Annotated in this window: 14 protein-coding genes; 6 read left to right on the forward strand and 8 right to left on the reverse strand. The window is 61.7% G+C overall.

The window, feature by feature from the left end; translation table 11 throughout:
• Positions 1 to 110: 110 nt before the first annotated feature.
• The 4 genes from H6851_13845 to H6851_13860 form a co-directional block, all read right to left on the reverse strand.
• Complete coding sequence (locus tag H6851_13845; protein ID MCB9944687.1) at positions 111 to 974, reverse strand: helix-turn-helix transcriptional regulator; 864 nt, start codon at positions 972 to 974, stop codon at positions 111 to 113.
• Between the two features lie 560 nt (positions 975 to 1,534).
• A complete protein-coding gene (locus H6851_13850; GenBank protein MCB9944688.1) occupies positions 1,535 to 3,175 on the reverse strand; it encodes an ABC transporter ATP-binding protein in 1,641 nt (546 codons plus the stop codon).
• Positions 3,168 to 3,989: an ABC transporter permease gene (locus H6851_13855; GenBank protein MCB9944689.1), complete on the reverse strand. Its 822-nt coding sequence runs from the start codon at positions 3,987 to 3,989 to the stop codon at positions 3,168 to 3,170. The genes H6851_13850 and H6851_13855 overlap by 8 nt, the downstream gene beginning before the upstream one ends.
• Before the next feature lie 7 nt (positions 3,990 to 3,996).
• Positions 3,997 to 4,953 (reverse strand): ABC transporter permease, encoded by a 957-nt coding sequence (locus H6851_13860; GenBank protein ID MCB9944690.1) that lies wholly within the window; start codon positions 4,951 to 4,953, stop codon positions 3,997 to 3,999.
• Between the two features lie 168 nt (positions 4,954 to 5,121).
• On the opposite strand from H6851_13860, the gene H6851_13865 reads away from it, so the two are divergent.
• Positions 5,122 to 6,723: an ABC transporter substrate-binding protein gene (locus H6851_13865; protein ID MCB9944691.1), complete on the forward strand. Its 1,602-nt coding sequence runs from the start codon at positions 5,122 to 5,124 to the stop codon at positions 6,721 to 6,723.
• A 25-nt stretch (positions 6,724 to 6,748) separates the two neighbouring features.
• Here the strand turns inward: H6851_13865 and benE are convergent, their stop codons facing one another.
• Positions 6,749 to 7,906: a benzoate/H(+) symporter BenE family transporter gene (gene benE / locus H6851_13870; GenBank protein ID MCB9944692.1), complete on the reverse strand. Its 1,158-nt coding sequence runs from the start codon at positions 7,904 to 7,906 to the stop codon at positions 6,749 to 6,751.
• Between the two features lie 216 nt (positions 7,907 to 8,122).
• Here benE and H6851_13875 point away from each other — a divergent pair, with 216 nt between their 5' ends.
• Positions 8,123 to 10,507 (forward strand): transketolase, encoded by a 2,385-nt coding sequence (locus H6851_13875; GenBank protein MCB9944693.1) that lies wholly within the window; start codon positions 8,123 to 8,125, stop codon positions 10,505 to 10,507.
• 188 nt (positions 10,508 to 10,695) lie between these two features.
• Here H6851_13875 and H6851_13880 read toward each other — a convergent pair whose 3' ends face one another.
• Positions 10,696 to 11,781 carry an ABC transporter substrate-binding protein gene (locus H6851_13880; protein ID MCB9944694.1) on the reverse strand — a complete coding sequence of 362 codons (1,086 nt, stop codon included), beginning with the start codon at positions 11,779 to 11,781 and terminating at the stop codon, positions 10,696 to 10,698.
• A gap of 411 nt (positions 11,782 to 12,192) precedes the next feature.
• On the opposite strand from H6851_13880, the gene H6851_13885 reads away from it, so the two are divergent.
• The 4 genes from H6851_13885 (at position 12,193) to H6851_13900 (ending at position 18,142) form a co-directional block, all read left to right on the forward strand.
• The gene (locus H6851_13885; GenBank protein ID MCB9944695.1) at positions 12,193 to 14,361 is read left to right on the forward strand and encodes an EAL domain-containing protein; all 2,169 of its coding nucleotides are present in this window, start codon (positions 12,193 to 12,195) and stop codon (positions 14,359 to 14,361) included.
• Between the two features lie 38 nt (positions 14,362 to 14,399).
• On the forward strand, positions 14,400 to 15,257 hold the full coding sequence (locus H6851_13890; GenBank protein MCB9944696.1) for a transporter substrate-binding domain-containing protein: 858 nt from the start codon (positions 14,400 to 14,402) through the stop codon (positions 15,255 to 15,257).
• A gap of 270 nt (positions 15,258 to 15,527) precedes the next feature.
• A complete protein-coding gene (locus tag H6851_13895) occupies positions 15,528 to 16,301 on the forward strand; it encodes an SDR family oxidoreductase (GenBank protein MCB9944697.1) in 774 nt (257 codons plus the stop codon).
• A 137-nt stretch (positions 16,302 to 16,438) separates the two neighbouring features.
• Entirely contained in the window at positions 16,439 to 18,142 is a 1,704-nt protein-coding gene (locus H6851_13900; protein MCB9944698.1) for an NAD+ synthase, read from the forward strand.
• A gap of 48 nt (positions 18,143 to 18,190) precedes the next feature.
• Here the strand turns inward: H6851_13900 and H6851_13905 are convergent, their stop codons facing one another.
• Entirely contained in the window at positions 18,191 to 20,182 is a 1,992-nt protein-coding gene (locus tag H6851_13905; protein MCB9944699.1) for an EAL domain-containing protein, read from the reverse strand.
• An 84-nt stretch (positions 20,183 to 20,266) separates the two neighbouring features.
• Complete coding sequence (locus H6851_13910; GenBank protein MCB9944700.1) at positions 20,267 to 20,791, reverse strand: molybdopterin-dependent oxidoreductase; 525 nt, start codon at positions 20,789 to 20,791, stop codon at positions 20,267 to 20,269.
• Positions 20,792 to 20,808: the final 17 nt, after the last annotated feature.

A 20,808-nucleotide genomic window follows, 5' to 3' on the forward strand; every position in this document is an offset into this window, starting at 1 on the left:
GGGAAACGCCCGGGCCCAAATCCGCAGGGCCTGCATCCTCGGGGGGAATGGCGAGGACGGCCCGACGGAGTTTGAGGGCAACCTTGAACTGGAAAAGCCGGGGTTGTCTGTCAGGCCGACACTTTCAGCATGCCGGCATCCTGGCCGATGACCTCGTCGAGGATCTGTACGGCCTTGGCAATCCGGGACGGCAATGCCTCCTCGTGCAGCAGGCCGATCTGGTTGCGGAAGCTGAAGAGGTTGGGCTTCTCGCCGAGGTAAATGAAATAGATCGGTGCTGCGAACGGTGTACCGCGCGGATTGCTGCTCGATGCCAGTTTGATGCCGACGAGATCCTTGTTGTAGAGGCTCGCCGCTTCCAGCAGGTAGGCGCCGAAATAGAGGCGGATCGTCGAGTTGATGTAAAAGATGTTCCCACAATTGCTGGTATTGTAGGCAACGCCGTCATAGCTCCACAACATTGATGAACCGTTGATGTTCTGAATCGGGGACTTGCGCCTGTAGCGCATGTTCCCATTCTCGAAGATGACGGATGACAGGGAGATCAGGACGTAGTTGTGGACGACCTCCGAGCGGTTGATCTCAAGGTAATACCCCGGAGTGAAGATGTTCATCTTCGATGAAACGAGCGAATGGCTCAGGGCATCGAACGAGTGGCGCTGTCGGCGGTGATCTCCCTCGCCGGCCAGCAGGTCGCCGATGCGCACGCCAAGGGCATTGGCGATCGTCTGCGCGGTCAACAGCGAGGGAAGGGAATGACCGTTCAGGTATTTGTTGAACTGCTGCCGGTTGATGCCGGCCTTGCGACAGATACGGGCAATGGAACCAGGGGCTGAACAGTGCTTGCGAACATTCCTGCGGAAATTTTCCTTCATCTCCCGGGCGTCGTTCGACGACGTCATCATGGAGCTGGGGCCCCTGCCGGATGAATTCCCCAGTTGGGGATTGCGGTTCTTGTCATCGACATCAGACACCGGATCTTTCTCTTGCTGGTAGATGTTGTCAGCCAGCAACAGACACGCTTCTGGCGAGTACTTGTTCATGGCTCTCGTTCGCCTCGCTTGATACATCTGTCTTCATCTGTAACATCTGTTCACATGTAGAATAATTCCGACTAGTTAGCGTAGGCAACTTCGCTAATTGGCATAAAATAATGGGAGCGAAGTCGCGAATGCGCGGTACTGATATCGCGGAATGGCGGGAAGTCCGTTCAATCGGGGCACGGCCAATGTCGATCGTCGGACCGGCGATGACGCGAAAGTGATAGCTCGAACCGGGCAGCTTACCAGCGGAAGCGTTGTCGCATACATCTGTTGTTATCATTTCTGGCCTGTCACTTTTGAGAGGGCAATCCAATGGAATGAAACGCCTTCCAGTGTCAGAAATTGTTAACGTGAGCTATTGTCCAGAGAAACAGGCGTCGAATAGTTGTCGGCACGATTAGTCTCCACGGTTGAAGCAATCATTTCATAGAATGCGATCGAATTCGATGCAACGCATTCGTTATTTGATGCCGCCCTGTTCGCGTCTGTAGCTATTTCCCCGACTGTTCTTCGAGTAATCGCGTCAGCCAGTCGGGGTCCATTTCCGGAACCGACGAGAGGAGAAGCTCCGTGTAGGCATGATGGGGCGGGCGGAACATCTCGTCGCGCGGACCATGCTCCACGACTTCGCCTTGCAGCATCACCACGACATCATCGGAAATCGCCCGTACGGTACCGATATCGTGGGTGATGAACATGTAGGAGAGGTCGAGTTCGTCCTGGAGACTCTGCAACAGCTTGAGGATCTCCTCGGCTACGAGTTGGTCGAGTGCGGAAGTCACCTCGTCGCAGATGATGAGCTCGGGCTCTGCCGCGAGTGCGCGGGCGATGCAGATCCGCTGCTTTTGTCCGCCCGAAAGCTCGGTCGGCAAGCGGTCGATATAGTCATCCGGTTCCAGTTCGATCAGCCGCAGCAGTTCGCGCACGCGTTCGGTTACCGCCTTGCCGGACAGGCCGAGATAGAAGGCGGCCGGTCTGCCGATGATGTCACGGATCCGCTGTTTCGGATTGAGCGCGGTGTCCGGCATCTGGTAGATCATCTGGGCGTGGCGCAGCTGGTCGCGGCTGCGCTGGCGGTAGTCGGCTGGCAGCGGTTCGCCCTTGAACAGGATGCGCCCCGAACGCGGTGGCAGCAGGCCGGTGATGACACGGGCCGTCGTGCTCTTGCCGGACCCTGACTCGCCAACAACGGCCACTGTTCTCTTCTTGTGGATCGCAAGGCTGACATTCTTCAAAACGGGTATGTCACCATATGCAGCGGTAACATTATCCACGGCGAGAATTGGTACATCGTGCAAGGAAGCCTCGCTCGTCTCCTTGCGGAAGCTGCGCACGGCCAGCAGGGCACGGGTGTAGTCCTCCGCCGGCGAAGCCAGCATGGCCCGGGTCTCGTTCTCCTCGACGAGATTGCCGTGCCGCAGCACCATGATCCGATCGGCCATCTGGGCAACGACCGCAAGGTCATGGGTCACATAGATGGCTGCCGTGTCGAACTGCTCGACCACGTCGCGGATGGCTGCCAGCACCTCGATCTGGGTGGTGACGTCCAGAGCCGTCGTCGGCTCATCGAAGATGATGAGGTCGGGCTTGCAGGCCATGGCCATGGCCGTCATCGCCCGTTGCAGCTGCCCGCCGGAAACCTGGTGCGGATAGCGAAAACCGATTCCCTCCGGGTCGGGCAGCCTGAGACGTCCGAACAGGTCGATGGCTTCATGCTGTGCTTGCGTCCGGCTCGTGATGTTGTGCTCCACCGGAGCCTCGCAGTACTGGTCGACGAGCCGGTGCGCGGGGTTGAAGCCCGCCGCCGCACTCTGGGCGACATAGGCGATCCGCGATCCGCGCAGCCGACGCTTTTCCCCATCACTGGCGGTGGTGAGCTCGATCCCGTCGAACACCACGGTCCCGCCGGATATCCGGCAACCGTCGCGTGCGTAACCCATGGCGGCAAGCCCGATCGTCGATTTGCCCGCACCGGATTCGCCGATCAGTCCCAGGACCTCGCCGCGCCGCAGGGTGACATCGACGCCATGGACGATCTCGTTCCACCCCTGTTCGGTACGACCTTCGATGCGCAGGCCGGTCATCTGCAGGAGAACCGGACGTTCGCTCGCGGAATTGTTTAACTCAGACATCCTTGAGCCCACTTGTCTTGTGCAGGAACCAGTCGACGACGAAGTTCACGCCGACGGTCAGGAGGGCGATGGCCCCCGCCGGAAGCAGCGGCGTGACATCGCCGAAGGTGATCAGTGTGGCATTGTCGCGAACCATGCTGCCCCAGTCCGCGGTAGGCGGTTGGATGCCGAGGCCGAGGAAGGAGAGGGCGGAGATGGTCAGGAACACGAAGCAGAAGCGCAGGCCGAACTCGGCCACCAGTGGTGGCATGGCATTGGGCAGGATCTCCGCACGGATGATCCACCAGAGGCCCTCGCCGCGAAGCTTGGCGGCTTCGACGAAATCCATCACCACGATGTTCATGGCCACCGCACGCGCCAGCCGGAACACGCGGGTCGAGTCGAGCACCGCAATGACGATGATCACTGCGGGAATGGAGGTGCCGACGATGGTGAGGATCAAAAGCGCGAAGATCAACTGTGGTATGGCCATGAGAATGTCGACCAGCCGCGAGAGAAGCTGGTCGATCCAGCCTCCCAGTGTCGCTGCCAGCAGCCCTGCCAGACCGCCCAGTACGAAGGCGAGAATGGCGGTGACGAAGGCGATGCCCACCGTGTTGCGCGCACCGTAGATGAGGCGCGTGAGCATGTCGCGGCCGAGATTGTCGGTGCCGAGCGGATGGGCCTCGCTCCACAGGTCGTATTCCGGCCCGACAATCTGGGTTTCGCCGTAGGGCGCGATGACGGGAGCAAACACGGCAACGACGATGTAGGTCGCGATGACCAGCATGCCGAACCATGCCGTGGGCGGGGCGGACTTGAGTAAACGCAGCATGCAGATCTCAACGCGGATGGAGGAGGCGCGGATTGGTGACCGTCGAGAGTATGTCTGCCAGCAGGTTCAGCAGGATGTAGGTCACCGCGAAGATGAGGGCGCATGCCTGCACCACCGGCAGGTCCCTCTTGCTCACCGAATCGACGATGAGCTGGCCGAGTCCGGGATAGACGAACACCACTTCGACCACGACCACGCCAACCACGAGATAGGCGAGGTTCAGCGCAACCACGTTGATGATCGGTGCCAGGGCGTTGGGGACGGCATGCCTGACGATGACCTTTCCCGGTGGTATCCCCTTGAGGCGCGCCATCTCGATATACGGGCTCGCAAGAAGGTTGATGATGGCGGCGCGGGTCATGCGCATCATGTGCGCCGTGATCACCAGCGTCAGCGTCAGGGCGGGCAGGACGCTTCGATAGATGCGCTCGAAAAACGGCGTGTCGGGACTGACGTTGGAGATCGACGGGAACCAGCCGAGCTTCACCGACAGGAACAGGATGAGGATGTAGGCGACGAAGAACTCGGGAAAACTGATCGACGACAGCGTGAGGACGTTGATCGTGCGATCGAAGATGCTGTTGCGGTAGAGGGCGGCCAGGATGCCCAGCGTCAGGGCGATCGGGACGGCGACGATGGCAGTGAGGCCGGCGAGGAACAGCGTGTTCCACAGGCGCATCGAGATCAACTCGGATATCTCGCGCTTGTTGGCGAGAGACCGGCCGAAATCGCCATGGAGCATGCCGCCCAGCCAGTCGAAGTAACGGACGTAGGCGGGCAGGTCGAGCCCCATCTCCCGACGCAGGGCGGCGACCGTCTCCGGTGTCGCGGATTGTCCGAGAATCTCCTGAGCAATATCACCTGGAAGTAGTTCAACTCCCAGAAAAATAATCAGAGAAACAACGAATAACGTGAGAACGCCCAGACCAAGGCGCTGCAACACCATCTTGAGGATTGGGTGCATGGTTCTTCCCGGTTTCCCGACTGTTTACTTGTCTTGGTCGTCTTGTGCAGGAGGCTAGCGGCTTCATTCCCACTTGGCAAATGCTCACCCGGATGTGATCTTCCTTGTCCATTCCCGACAAACTGCCTAGTCCATGATGGGAAGCAAAAATCACCCGTGGAGGAACGCATGTTGACAGTGAAATCGCTGGATGCGCTGGCAAGCCAGGGACGTATTTCCCGGCGCGATTTCGTGCGCCAGTCGATGGTGTTCGGGACGGCGGCAGCGCTCGCGCTCGGGCGCTTCGATGCTGTCCGCGCGGCCACGCCGCAGAAGGGCGGCACCTTCCGTCAGGCGCTCACCGGCGGCAGTTCCGGCGATGTCCTCGATCCTGCGAAAATCCTCGATTCCTACATGATCAACGTCAGTTTCGGCCAGTTGCGCAGCTGTCTGACCGAGGTGGCGCCCGACGGTTCGCTGCGCGGCGAGCTCGCTGAAAGCTGGGAGGCATCGGACGACGCCACCCGGTGGCGTTTCAAGCTTCGCAAGGGTGTCGAGTTCCACAACGCCAAGAGTCTGACACCCGAGGACGTCGTCGCCTCATTCAACCATCATCGGGGCGAGGATGCAGGATCGGCCGCCAAGGGCATCGTCGAGGCGATTACCGACATTCGCATCGATGGCGACTGGGTGGTCTTTGACCTCGATGGCGGCAACGCCGATTTTCCGTTCATCTGCAGCGATTATCACCTGGCGGTCTGTCCTGCCAGGGACGACGGCACGATGGACTGGCAGTCCGGTGTCGGTACCGGTGGTTACATGCTGGAGAACTTCGATCCCGGCGTGAATACCATCACAAAGAGATTTCCAAATTACTGGAAGGAAAACGCGGCCTATTTCGATTCGGTCGAAAACCTGTTCATTGCCGATGTGGCTGCCCGGACCAACGGCCTGCGCTCCGACGAACTCGATTCGATCGCCAATCTCGACCTCAAGACGCTGCACCTGCTCAAGCGCGACCCGAACATCGCGGTCGTCCCGACCAACGGCAACAAGCACTGTACCTTTCCGATGCTCTGCGACGTGGCGCCCTTCGACAATGTCGATATCCGCCTCGCGATCAAATATGCGGTCGACCGCGAGGAGCTGCTGCAGAAGATCCTCAAGGGACTGGGTGAGGTCGGCAATGACAGCCCGATCGGGCCGGCCAACATCTATCGCGCCACACCTGAAGAACTGCCACTGCGTCCCTATGATCCCGACAAGGCGAAATGGCACCTGCAGCAGGCCGGGCACGATGGACTCGCCGTGACCCTGCACACGGCCGATTCGGCCTTCGAAGGTGCGGTCGATGCAGCGGAGCTGATCAGCCAGTCTGCTCAGGCCGCCGGGATCGAGATCAAGGTGCAGCGCGAACCGGATGACGGCTACTGGTCGAACGTCTGGCTGGTAAAGCCCTGGTGCGCCAGCTACTGGGGCGGGCGTCCCACCGAGGACTGGATGTTCTCGCAGGTCTACTCCAAGGGTGCCGACTGGAACGAGTCGCATTGGGACAATGAACGCTTCAACACTCTCCTTATCGAGGCCCGCGCCGAGCTGGATACGACCAAACGCCGTCAGATGTATGTGGAAATGCAACAGCTTTGCAGTGACGATGGCGGTGCGCTGATCCCTCTCTTCATGGCCTATACCCAGGCCGTGCGCAGCAGGGTCGGGTTGCCCGAACAGCTTGCCAACAACTGGGAGCTGGATGGCCATCGCAACGCCGAGCGCTGGTGGTTCAACGGCTGAATATCCTCGCGGGCCCGTGGTGAGTCTACGTTTTCCAGCGCTCAAGCAGGAGAATGGCTCCGCCGGCCAGCAGCCCCCAGAACGCTCCGCCGATGCCGAAGAAGGTCAGCCCCGAGGCGGTGATCAGGAAGGTGATCAGTGCGGCCTGCCTGTCCTCGGGGCGGGCCATCGCTCCCATCAGCGATGATGTCATCGCACCCAAGAGTGCGAGGCCCGCCACGGCAGCGATCAGCACCGGCGGGGCGATGCCCATGAAGGCGACGGCATAGCCCGCGCCGAGACCGAAGACGATGTAGATGGCGCCGGCGATCACCGCCGCCCAGTAGCGGCGCGCGGGATCGGCGTGGCTTTCCTCGCCGGCACAGATGGCCGCGGTGATGGCCGCCAGATTGACCCCGTGACTGCCGAAGGGAGCGGCAGCGAGGCTGAACAGCCCGGTCCAGCTGAATAACGGTCCGGGCGCTGGATGAAAGCCGAAATTGGCCAGCACGGCGATGCCGGTGATGTTCTGCGAGGCCATGGTGATGATGAAGAGCGGCAGGGCGATGCCGGTGATCGCGGGCAGCGAGAACTGCGGACGGGTCAGTTCGAGGCCCGACCAGGCAAGGCTGGCTCCTTCGAGCTGGTCGCCGAACTGCATGGCAATCAGGATCGCGGCCGTGGCCACCGCCGCCGGTACGGCGAACAGCCTGTTGAACCGGCTGACGATCAGCCAGACGGCGAAGATCGGCAGACCCAGAAAAGGATATTGTGCGATCGCATGAAACGGCGCCAGGCAGAGCGGCAGGAGGACGCCGGCCAGCATGGCGCTCGCCAGCGATGTGGGAATGGCGGCCACGGCGCGCCCCAGGGGCTTCCACAGTCCGGCCAGGATGATCAGCAGGGCCGTGACGACAAAGGCTCCCACGGCCGTTGCGAAGCCGCCCTGGGGAGCGGCCAGCGATGCGAGGAAGGCGGCGCCCGGTGTCGACCAGGCGATGCTGACGGGCAGACCGCTGCGCAGGCTCAGGAGGATGGCGCACAGGCCCATGGCCAGGGAGGCCGCCATCAGGCCGGAAGTCGCCTGTCCCGGCGAGGCGCCCATCGATGTCAGTCCCTGAACGACGATGGTGAACGACGACGCCGTCCCGACAAGGGCGGAAAGGAAACCCGCCGACACGGTGCTGACGGACAGGTGCTTCAACGATATCGGCAAGAACGGTCTCCGGCGCGGGCCGCATCTGGTCAAAGGTCGCGGGATGAAAACGGGCCTTCTGTGTAGACAAGCACCGGTCGGGGTCAAGGATCGTGGTGGGCATGGCTGCACCGGTGGCGCAATGTCGATCCGCGGCGTTCCGGTGGGTGACGAAACGCTCTACAACGGATCGGCGGGTTTCGCTGAACGGGGAGGGATTCGACAATGGACGACAATGCCATCTTGAGGGCGCTGGAAAAAGAGGTTCTCTGGCTTGCCTGCTGGACGATCCATCACGCCAATCACATCCGGCCAAAGGCTGACCAGCTCAAGGTCGGCGGTCATCAGGCCTCGTCGGCATCGATGGTTTCGATCATGACGGCACTCTACCTGAAGGTCCTGCGGCCGGAAGATCGGGTGGCGGTCAAGCCGCATGCCTCGCCGGTTTTTCATGCTCTCCAGTATCTGATGGGCCAGCAGACCCGCGAGAAACTCGAGGCATTCCGGGGATATGGCGGCGCCCAGTCATATCCAAGCCGGACGAAGGATATCGACGACGTCGATTTTTCGACGGGTTCGGTCGGTCTCGGCGTGGCGATTACCGCCTTTGCATCAATGGTTCAGGACTATCTTCGGGCGAGGCCATGGGCGGCCGGGCGTCGGGAAGGCCGGATGATCGCGCTCGTCGGCGATGCCGAACTCGACGAGGGGAATATCTACGAATGCCTGCAAGAGGGCTGGAAGCACGGGTTGCGCAATTGCTGGTGGGTCGTGGACTACAACCGCCAGTCGCTCGACGGCGTGGTGCATGAGGGACTCTACCAGCGCATCGAGGCGATCTTCCGGGCCTTTGGATGGGATGTGGTGCTGGTCAAGCATGGTGCACTACAGCGTCAGGCCTTTGCGGAGCCGGGTGGTGAGCGCCTGCGCCGGTGGATCGACAACTGTCCCAATGCCCTCTATTCGGCGCTGACCTTCCAAGGGGGAGCGGCATGGCGCAGGCGCCTGCTCGACGAGATCGGCGATCAGGGCGATGCCACGGCGCTGATCGGGCGGCGCAGCGATGACCAGCTGCAGGAACTGATGACCAATCTCGGCGGCCACTGCCTTGAGACGCTGGTCGACACCTTCAATGCGGTGGATCATGACCGGCCGACCGTCTTCGTCACCTATACCATCAAGGGGCACGGTACGCCGCTGGCCGGCCACAAGGACAATCATGCCGGACTTATGACACCGCAGCAGATGGACGGTTTCCGCAAGGCCATGGGGGTTCGGGAGGGGCATGAGTGGGACCGGTTCGAGGCGACGGGCCACGACGAAGACGAGTTGCAGGCATTTCTCGACCGTGTACCGTTCTTTGCCAGCGGCCGCCGCCGTCTGGAAGCCGGCCGCATTCCGGTGGGTGAGGCGGTACGTCTCGACGATGCCGAGATTTCGACGCAGACCGGTTTCGGCAAGATCCTCGATGGGCTGGCCAGGTCGGACAGCATTCTTGCGCAGAGGATCGTCACCACCTCGCCGGATGTGACCGTTTCCACCAATCTCGGTCCGTGGGTGAACCGGCGCGGCCTGTTCTCGCGCGAGGAAATCGCCGACACCTTCCGAATCGAGCGCGTGCCATCGACGCAGAAGTGGAGATTTTCCCCCGAAGGGCAACATGTCGAACTGGGTATCGCCGAGATGAACCTGTTCCTTTTCCTCGGCGCGGCAGGGCTCAGTCATTCGCTGTTCGGAGAACGGCTGCTGCCGATCGGCACGTTGTACGATCCCTTCATCGCCCGCGGCCTCGATGCACTGAACTATGCCTGTTATCAGGATGCCCGGTTCATGGTGGTGGCCACACCCTCGGGCGTGACGCTCGCACCGGAAGGTGGCGCACACCAGTCTGTCGGTACCCCCCTCATCGGCATGAGCCAGGATGGAATTGCCAGTTTCGAACCGGCATTCGTCGACGAACTGGGCATCGTCATGAACTGGGCGTTCGACTACATGCAGCGTGATGGCGAGGGAGACCCCGACGAACGTACCTGGCTGCGCGACGAGACCGGCGGTTCGGTCTACTTGCGGCTTTCGACACGGACGATCGAGCAGCCGCACCGACGAAACGACGAGATGTTTGAGCGCAGTGTCATCGACGGGGCCTACTGGCTGCGCGAACCGGGGCCGAATGCCGATCTCGTCATCGCCTATCAGGGCTGCGTGGCTCCCGAGGCAATCGCCGCCGCGGGACGCATCGCGGAAGACCGGCGGGATGTCGGTGTGCTGGCGGTTACATCCGCCGACCGGCTCAATGCCGGTTGGCATGCTGCAATGCGGCAGAAAAAACGCGGGCATGCCTCGGCGCGCAGCCATGTCGAGCGACTGCTGGAAAGGCTGCCAAGGCATACCATGCTGGTCACGGTCATTGATGGGCACCCGGCGACACTCGCTTGGCTGGGCGGGGTGGTGGGGCATCGCACCGCTGCGCTCGGCGTGGAACATTTCGGCCAGACCGGGACCATCGAGGACCTTTACGGTCATTACGGCATCGATGCGGATGCCATCGTTTCGGCGGCTGCCAACATGGTCGAAGGGCGGCCACTGCGGCACCTTCGCGCCATCGAGTAAACCTGCAACGGGCATAAGTCGCCAAATTGGTAAGAACGGCGAAACGTGTATAACCGGAGATGCCCGATAAAACAGTGCGATCCTTGTCGAAACTTTTACGAAATCCTGACGTAAAGAAGGCCGGAGCGTGCCACTCCGGTCCTTTCTTCACGCATGCAACGGGACGACGCCCCGTTCGCGATCCGGCATCAGTTGGCGATCCAGGTGTTGAAACGCTCGTTCAACTCGTCCTGATTGTCCGCCCAGAACTCGAAATTGTTCTGCAACGCATTGGTGAAATTCTCGGGTGCAGTGGGCAGATGCGGCAGAACATCGGGCTTGACATCCACCATTGAAGACCTGCGGACCGGACCATAGGAGATCCAGTCGGCCTGACGGGCCAGGCGCTCGGTGTCGGTGGAGAAGACCAGGAAGTCGAGAGCCGTCTGCTTGTGCGGAGCGTCCTCAAGGATCGCCCAGAGATCGAAATCCCAGACCTGGCCATCCCACACGATCTGCATCGGCTGGCCCTCATTGACAATAGCCGAGTAAAGACGGCCGTTGTAGGCCGATGTCATCACGACCTCGCCATCGGCAAGCAGTTGCGGCGGCTGGGCGCCGGCTTCCCACCAGATGACCTCCGGCTTGATCGAGTCGAGCTTGGCGAAGGCGCGGTCGACGCCCTCGGGGGTCGACAGGACATCGTAGACCTGATCGGCTGGCACGCCGTCGGCCATCAGCGCGAATTCGAGATTGACCTTGGGCGACCGGCGCAGTCCGCGCTTGCCGGGAAATTTCTCCAGATCGAAGAAATCAGCAATTGTCGATGGAGCGTCGCTTCCCACCTGATCGGTACGATAGGCATAGACGGTCGACCAGACGATCGTGCCGATCGCGCAGTCATTGACCGCACCGTCAATGAAGTCTTCCTCGGCGGGGGTGCCGTCGTCGCCCGGCGGCAGGACCGCCGGGTCGATCTGTGCGAACAGTCCCTCGTCGCAGCCGCGGACGGCGTCGGACAGCTCGACGTCGACCATGTCCCACGTGACGTTGCCGGCCTCGCTCTGCGCCCGCACTTCGGCCAGGCCGCCATTATAGTCCACCGAATTGACGGCGATGCCGGTCTTTTCGGTGAATGGCTTGTGATAGGCCTCGATCTGGCTCTTGGTGTAGGCTCCGCCCCACGAAACGACCGTCAGCGAATCGTCGGCTGCCTGGACCGGCGAGTCCGTTCCGATCGAAAGGCCGAGGACCGAGGCTCCAACGACCGCGACAAAGACTGAATGACGCAACATTTGTCTCCCTGTTGCTGGTAGCTGCATGAGAGTGATGTGGCTTGGGGAAATGTGTCAAGTTGTTCGAATATGGGGACAAGGCCACGGCGCACGACCTTCGCGGCATGGTTTCAAGGTAAAATAAAAGAATCAATTTTGGGATTGGCTCGTCAACTCGCCAAAGCCCATGGCATGGGCCCCGGTCGGGCTGAAGGAAGCCATCCGGCATATCATGTCACAAAATGAAACGAGTCTGACGCGAATTTGCGTCGGCAGGGCTCGCACGTTATGCCGGAATGCTGCCCGCACATGACATGCCGGCATGCTTGTCTGTACATCTTGTCAATAATTCCAACGATCTCGCGAAATTCCCAATCCAGTGATTGATGCGTAAAGTGAAAGTTATCGAAAGGCCAGCAAGGGGCCTTGCACGTGACGATCTGGCAAAGGGTATTCCGCAGACGCTCGCAACCCCGCCATGACGGGCAATTCCACGAAACGCGACCTTCTCCGGCGAACGGCACACGGGCGCGCGGCCACGGTGACCACGAGCTCCCCGTACTTGCCAGGCTCACCTATCAGATCTTCGGTTTTGCCGCTGCAGGACTTGCATTCGTCGCTGCTGTCATGCTGTGGGTCCAGTTCCACTTCCTCGATGACTGGGCGTTGCAGGTTGCCCGCGCGGCGATGCGCTCTGCCGCAACGCCTGCGCGAATGGCCATCGAACTGCTCGACAATGCCCAGGCCGAGAAGATCGTCACGGGTCTGCTGAATTCCGGTAATTTCGTCGAGGTGGTCCTGACCAACGACTATGACGAGGTCATGGCGCGGGCCAGCACGGAGTCCGGGGTCGAGAGCCGGATGGAAAAGCTCCTGTCGCTTGTCACGGACCGCAGGAGAGCCGAGCTGGAACTGCCGATCGAACTGGCTTCGGGCCAGAGCGGCCTCCTTCGGGGGACGATCAGCATCGGCCCCTATGCCAGTGAATTGATGGGCAAGCTCATGGTGGGCACGCTGGTATCGCTGGTCGCCATGATTCTGGTCATTGTTTTCATCCATCGTCGAGGAACTGCCCGGCTGCTGGCCGGCATCGAACAGTTGCGCAGGTGGGCAACGGAACGTCGTCAGCGCGAAACGCTTCGGCTGGCTTCCAGGGATTGTTACCAATTCGAAGAAATTCTCGAACTAGGAATTGAATTCGACGAGACTGTCAGCCTGCTGGAGAAGGGCATGCGCAGCCTTGCCGAACAGCAGGAAAGCTTCGAGCGCCTGTCCATCACCGATCCCATGACCCGTCTCTACAACCGTCGCCAGCTCGACCGGATCCCTCCGATGCTCGAGGGCAACACGCACCTGCTGGTGGTCTTCCTCGACGTCGACGATTTCAAGCGTTTCAACGAGCGCTATGGTCATACTGTCGGCGACCGTGTGCTGCGCTTTGTCGCCGATGAAATCATGCGCGCGCTCGGGCCCATGCGGGAGCTGGGCGGCTCCGTGTTCCCGATCCGCTACGGGGGCGATGAATTCCTTGTCGTCGCCGGTGCCGGGGACCTGCCGCCGGACCGTCTGCGGCAGGCTGTCGAACGGTTTCACGAGGTTGCGAGCGCCAGCCTGATGAACGGCATCTCCCTGTTCGGCCAGCAGATCCGGATCGGGATCACGGCGGGGTTTGCGATCGAGCGGCTGGGGTCGCGGCGCATCACGGCGATGATCGATGACGCCACTTTCGCCATGCGCTTGTCGAAGGCCCGCATGAAGGGGCAGCTGTGCAATCTGTCGTCTTCGGGCTCGTCCGCCTTCAAGAAGCAGAAGCTCATTCGAAGGGACATCGAATCGGCTCTGGCGTCCACGCAACTGTTCATGGTCTATCAGCCGATTTTCGAGTGCTCGGGGTGCAACCTGAGCGGTTTCGAGGCTCTCGTGCGCTGGAATCACCCCGAAAGCGGGCAGTTCATGCCACTGGACTTCATCGGCTTCTTCGAGCGCGGGCCGCTTGCCGGCCGGGCCGCGTTCAAGACGATCGAACTGGTGACCGGCGACCTCGCCCGCCTGCGGGCATGGAATCTCTGGGGTCCCGGTCTGCGAATGTCATTCAACCTGAGTGCCGAGCAGTTGCTGACGCCGGGACTCATCGAGCATTTCGAGGCATGCTGCCGCCAGCATGTCATTGATGGCCGCAGTCTCCAGCTGGAGATAACCGAGACCGTTGAACATCGCGACGAGGACGAGATGTGTGTCCGCATCCAGCAGTTTCACGACCGCGGAGTGAGCATTGCCCTCGACGATTTCGGCGCGGGCTATTCCGTGCTCAACGTTCTCCTGAAGATGCCCTTCGACAAGCTGAAACTGGATCGTTCGCTCGTCGACCATTCGATCGACATCCGCCGCTCCACCCTGTTGCTCAACCATCTGACCTCGATGTGCCGTGATCTCGGCGTGGCAACGGTGTGCGAAGGGGTGGAGGTCGAGGAGCAGTTCGAGCGGGTGCGCCGGTCCGGCTGCGACGAGGTCCAGGGCTATCTGTTCGGCGGCCCGGCGCCGATCGATATCGTCAGCAGCTACTTCGAGGGATCATTTCAGCGCTTCGTCCAAGTGGCCTGACCCCACAGGCCCATCATCGCAAGCCATCAGGAGTGACCATGATGCTCATGACCCGACGTGCATTCTCGCTGACCTCCGTTGTCTGCGCCGTTCCCCTCGGTCGCAAGGCGGTCGCTGCCGGCGGAAAGACCCTGCGCATGCGCACGGTCAACCGGCTGCCGAGAATGTCACGGCTCGGCAACGGGATCTGGACCGGCTATGAGATCGAGATGGCCCGGGCGCTGTGCGAGGGGGCCGGCTTCACGCTGGAGGAAGTACCGGTTCCCAACTGGACCCGTTCCATCAAGATGATGCAGGAGGGCGATCTCGACCTGCTGACGACGGTGTCCTATCGCGAGGAGCGTACCGCCTTTCTCGACTATGTCGGCCCGTTCGACATCGAGGAACTGGTCGTGCTTGTGCGGGCGGAGAACGGCGATGCCACGTTCGGCTCGCTGGATGCATTCATGGTGCCCGGCCGTGTCTTCCAGGTGGTCGCCGGAGCGGCCATCGAGCCGGAATTCGACCGCAGGATGAAAGAGGATCCCGAGTTTGCCCGGCATTTCATCACCGCCACTGCCGCCTCGCGGCCGGATCGCTGGGACATGATGCGCTCCACCGTCCTGCGGGTCCAGCGCAAGCGGATCTTCGGTGCCATCACCGACTGGTACAACTATAACGACATCAAGTACGATCCCGACCGTGTGAAATATCTGGGAAGCGATCCTGTGGACATCGTGGGTGTGACGGCGACCTTTGCCGGAAAGCCGCCCACCTATCTTGCGGCTTCATTGCATGTCGATGCCGCAACGCGCGAAGCTCTGCACGAGTCCTACGAGCGTCTCCGTTCCAGCGGCGAGTTCGACCGGATATGGAAAAAATGGTTTCCCGATCGTGAGCTTCCGCCGGCCAAATGAACGCGAGGCGGTCGGTTCGACGAGGGACCGAGGGTCGGTTCATGTCCTGCCGTGAATTCGTTTCCGATTTGTAGAAATAACCCCTTGTGACGCGAATTGACTCGAACAAGGAATAAGGTCATTTGAGACGGCTAGGATTGCTCCGTCCCCGGGTCGCACGGACAGGCGGCTGATCGCAGGGACGGATCGCTCCGGATGACGCGATGGCGGGAGCTCCGGCCCGCATGCCGGGGCTCCCTCGATGTCCCACAGGAACGAGGAAACTGCCCCATGACTGCCCATGCCCTCAAAGGGAAAACCGTCCTGATTGCTGGAGGTGCGAAGAATCTCGGTGGATTGATCGCCCGCGATCTGGCGGCTCATGGCGCTGGTGCGATCGCCATCCACTACAACAGCGACAGCACGAAAGATGCTGCCGAGGAAACCGCAGCGGCCGTGCGCGAGGCCGGCGCCGGGAGCGCGATCTTTCAGGGCGACCTGACTGGCGCCGCAGCCAACGAAAGGCTCTTTGCGGATGTCGAGGCGGCACTGGGCAGGATCGATATCGCGATCAACACCGTCGGCATGGTGCTCAAGAAGCCCATGATCGAGGTTTCGGAGGCCGAATATGACCGGATGGCGGCCGTGAACTCGAAATCGGCGTTCTTCTTCCTGAAGGAAGCGGGCAGGAACCTGAACGACAATGGCAAGATCGTGACGGTGGTCACGTCCCTGCTGGGTGCCTACACGCCATTCTATTCGACCTATGAAGGGATGAAGGCGCCGGTCGAGCATTTCACGCGTGCGGCTTCCAAGGAATTCGGCGTGCGGGGTATTTCTGTCAATGCCATCGGTCCCGGCCCGATGGATACGCCGTTCTTCTATCCCGCCGAGGGTGCGGATGCCGTGCAGTACCACAAGACTGCCGCAGCCCTTTCCGCATTCTCTTCGACGGGGCTGACGGACATCCGGGACATCGTGCCTTGGATCCGTCTCATGGTCTCCGAGGGCTGGTGGATGACCGGGCAGACGATCCTCGTCAACGGCGGTTACGCGGTCAAGTGACGGCGGCGGTCCGGAGACGAGATTTCGTCTGCCGGACCTCGCAGCCCGCCCTTGCGCGCGGCGGTGGCAGACCATAGCTTTCCCGCAGATGACGATGGGCACATTTGTCCGTGTTGCAGACAGCGGGAGCTGCCGAATTGAGCGAGATCACCATTGCCACCGCCCAGATCAATCCGACCGTCGGCGATCTCGACGGCAATGTCAGGCTGATCGGGGAAACCTATCGCCAGGCGGCGGAGCAGGGTGCCGATCTGGTGATATTCTCCGAGATGGTGGTGACCGGCTATCCGCTGGAGGATCTCGTCCTCAAGCCGGCCCTGCTGCGCGCGGCTGCGAAGGCCCTGGAACAGCTGGCCGGACTGACAGGCAACGGCAACCCGGCCATGATCGTCGGGTCGCCCGTGGCCATGCCCCACTCCACCCGGCCCACCAACAATGCGGTGCTGCTTGCCGAGGGACTCATCCGTGCGAGCCATGCCAAGCATGCCCTGCCCAATTACGGCGTCTTCGACGAGCTCCGGGTATTCGCCCAGGGTCCCATGCCCGGACCGATGCCGCTCACCCTGCGCGATGGATCACGCATCCGCCTGGGTGTCATGGTCTGCGAGGACATGTGGATCGAGGATGTCGCCGAGGCACTGGAGGAAAGCGGGGCCGAGATCCTTGTCGTCATCAACGGTTCGCCATTCGAGACCTCCAAGCAGGATGTGCGCATCCAGAAGGCGCTCAACCGGGTCGTCGAGACCGGCCTGCCGCTTGTCTACGTCAACCAGGTGGGGGGGCAGGACGAACTCGTGTTCGATGGCGCCTCCTTCGCGCTCGGTCACGATCGCAGGCTCGTCGCCCAGGCACCATGGTTCGAGCCGGCCCTCCAGTTGACCCGCTGGAGCAACGATGGCGGACAGTGGGTGGGAACGGCCAACGGCCCGCAGGCGGAGCCGCCGAGCGAAATCGAATCGATCTACCGGGCCATGGTCCTGGGGCTTCGCGATTACGTCGCCAAGAACCGTTTCCCGGGCGTCGTTCTGGGCCTGTCGGGTGGTGTCGACTCGGCGCTGTCAGCAGCTGTTGCCGTCGATGCGCTGGGAGCGGACAAGGTTCATGCGGTGATGATGCCTTCACGCTACACGTCGAAGGAGAGCCTTGAAGATGCCACCGGATGTGCCCGATATCTCGACATCCGTCTCGACGAGATTGCCATTGAGCCGGCAGTGGATGCCTTTTCGGGAATGCTGGCTTCCGTATTCGAAAATCGGGCAGCCGACACCACCGAGGAAAATATCCAGTCCCGCATTCGTGGTGTCATCCTGATGGGGATATCCAACAAACTGGGATCGATGCTGCTCACGACCGGCAACAAATCCGAGATGTCGGTGGGTTATGCCACATTGTATGGCGATATGTGCGGCGGATATTCCGTATTGAAGGATGTCTACAAAATGACAGTCTTCGAGCTGTGCCGCTACCGCAACCGGCACCGCCCGCACGGCTGCTTCGGCCCGCAGGGGCCGGTCATGCCGCAACGGGTGATCGACAAGCCGCCTTCGGCGGAACTGCGCGCCGACCAGAAGGACGAGGACTCGCTGCCACCCTACGAAGTGCTCGACGCCATTTTGCAGGGGCTCGTCGAGGACGACCTTTCTCCAGCGGAACTGGTGGAAAAGGGCTTTGCGCCCGAACGCGTCATCCAGGTCTCCAACCTGCTCGATCTGGCCGAATACAAGCGCCGTCAGGCTCCGCCCGGCGTGAAGATCACGCAGAAGGCCTTCGGCCGCGACCGCCGCTATCCGATCACCAACCACTTCCGCCGGATGGGCCTGAAGGCAGCCGAACCGACATGACGGTTGTCGTACCGAAGTGAAGAAGGGTAACCGCGGGGGAAAGAGACGTCAGAGGACGGGATTGGCGAAATCCGCCGCCCGGACGTGGTTGTTGTCGGCCACGACCAGTTCCACCAGCCTGTCGGAGGGGACCGCTGGCGAAAACAGGTAGCCCTGGGCCAGCGTGCAGCGCTCGTGGTGCAGGAATTCCATCTGCTGCTCGTCCTCCACGCCTTCGGCAGTCGTTGTGAGACCCAGACTGGTCGCGAGTGCAAGGATGCCGCGGATGACCGCCCGTGCCCCCGCATCGCTCTCGATGCCGATGACGAAGGAACGGTCGATCTTGAGCTGGTCGAGCCTGAACTTGCGCAGGTAACTCAGGCTCGAATACCCCTTTCCGAAATCGTCGATGGCGAGGCGTACGCCCTGTTCGCGCAACATTCCCAGTTGAAGCAGGGTCTTCTCGGTGTCGCGCATCAGCGCTCCCTCCGTGATCTCCAGGGTCAGGCGGCCGGGGTCGACGGCATGACGGCTGGAGATGTCATTCAGATCCCTGCCGATGGTGTCGAACAGGAACTGAGCCGGGCTCAGGTTGATGGCCACTTTCAGGCTGCTGAGGGCCTGCGGCCAGCTGCTCATCTGCCGGACGACCGCCTCGATCACCCAGCGGTCGAGATCGAAGATCAGGCCGCTTTCCTCGGCCACGGCAATGAACTCGTCCGGAGGCACACGGCCGAGTTCGGGGTCGGTCCACCGGCACAGGGCCTCGACTCCGGTAATGCGCCGGTCTCCCACGCGGACCTGGGGCTGGTAGTGCATCTCCAGACTGTCATCCGCCATGGCCCTGCGCAGGCCGCGTTCGATATCCTTCCGGCGGATGATCTTCCGCCCCATGGCCGCAACGTAGTGCCGGTGGGTTCGCTTGCCCTCGGCCTTGGCGGCATAGAGGGCGACATCGGCCTGACTGAGCAGCGATGCGGCATCGGCGCAATTGTCGGGGTAACGGGCGATACCGATACTGGTCGAGACATGCAGTTCCCGGTTCCTGAGCCGGATCGGCTGTTCCAGCAGGGCGACGACCTTGCAGGCGATGTTGCCTGTCTGGGTCTCGTCGGGTGCATGGGTCATCAGGATGGCGAATTCATCGCCGCCAAGGCGGGCGACCGTGCCCCTGTCTTCCATGACACTGGTGAGGCGTTCGGCCACCACCTGCAACAACTGGTCGCCGGTATCATGACCGAAGGTATCGTTGATGGACTTGAAGCCATCGAGGTCGAGCGCCATCAACACCACGCCGTATCCGCCACGGCAGGCTGCATCGAGCGCCTGGCCCATCTGGATTGCGAGAAGCGAACGATTGGCAAGGCCGGTGAGCGGGTCGTGTTCGGCAAGGTGGCGGGCCTGTTCCTCACGTTCGCGGACCCGGGCTTCTGCCCGTCGCGCCATGCTGGTCTCGAAGCCCAGCATGATCAGGAGGACGGCGGCAAGGAGTGCGATGGCAGGACCCAGGCGGTCGATCTCCTCGACGATACGGGTCAGGTTGGAACGATAGGCCTTGATCCAGCCGAGGCGGGCCGTGGACAGGTTGATCAGGTATTCGGTCAGGCGCCGGTCGAACGGCTCCAGTTCGGCCTGGAGGTTGATCAGTTCGTCGGTGTCGTTGCGCCGCAGATCGAGGAAGCGCTGCTCGTGATCGACCAGGAATGCATGAATGTCGCGGGCGATGACATCCACGTTGAGGTCCTGGCGCATGGTGCGGAAATATGTCCCCTGCTGCATGGTTTCGCATCGCGCCCACAGGATGTCGAAGTGCATCATGAGCGTGTCGTGGTCGACCGCCGGATCGTCGGAGACATAGCGCGCCAGTGACGTGCGCAGCCGCTGGTATTCGAGGACGAACAGTTGCGGGTCGGGACTTTCGAAGCTGACGCCGCGTGCCTGACTGACATCGGTTCGCAATCGCGTCAGGGTATCCAGGCCATGGTAACCGGCGAGCGTCAGTGTGACGATGAGGATGCAATAGGCGAGCGGCCGGCGCAACCGGGCCAGCCTCTTCAGCATGTCATGCGTCCGAAGCCGGCAAGCACGGGCTTGGAGGATGCACCCTGTGGCGTGAGCGCAACGGATTTCACGCCGCTTGCCTGTCTATTGGAAGGTGATGGTCGCAAGCTGCCAGACGCACCGGCCGGCGATCTCCTCGTTGTCGAGCGAGCGGTCGCGGGCAAAGGGATAGAGGATCCAGGCGGGACCCTTGTCGCGGACCCGCAGGGCCTTGCCGTCCTGTTCCAGAGCGATGAACGGGTCGTGCTCGATCACGTCGGAAACGGGCAGCTCGATGGCGTAGAGGTCGAGAGCTGTCGCCCTGATCGTGGTGCCTTTGGCGCCCAGATAGGTCATAAGGTCCTTGAGCCGGACACCGCGCCAGGTCGACTGGCCTTCGGTAAAGGGAGTCCAGGTCTTCACTTCGACCAGGCCGATCCTTTCAAGCAGGGCGCGGTCGAGTTCGGCCCTTCCATCGGCATTGGTGTTGTCGATCCTGCCTTCGACGGTCAGCAGGATGCGACCGGTCGGCGAGGGCAGGGTGCCGGCCCGTGCCGGCAGGGGCGCGAAAGGGCATGCGGAGGCGATCAGTCCCAGCAACGCGATACGGCGGCTCAGGTCAAAAGCCATGGAAATTACTCCTATGG

It is taken from the genome of Geminicoccaceae bacterium, assembly GCA_020638465.1.
Classification (GTDB): Bacteria; Pseudomonadota; Alphaproteobacteria; order Geminicoccales; family Geminicoccaceae; genus JAGREO01.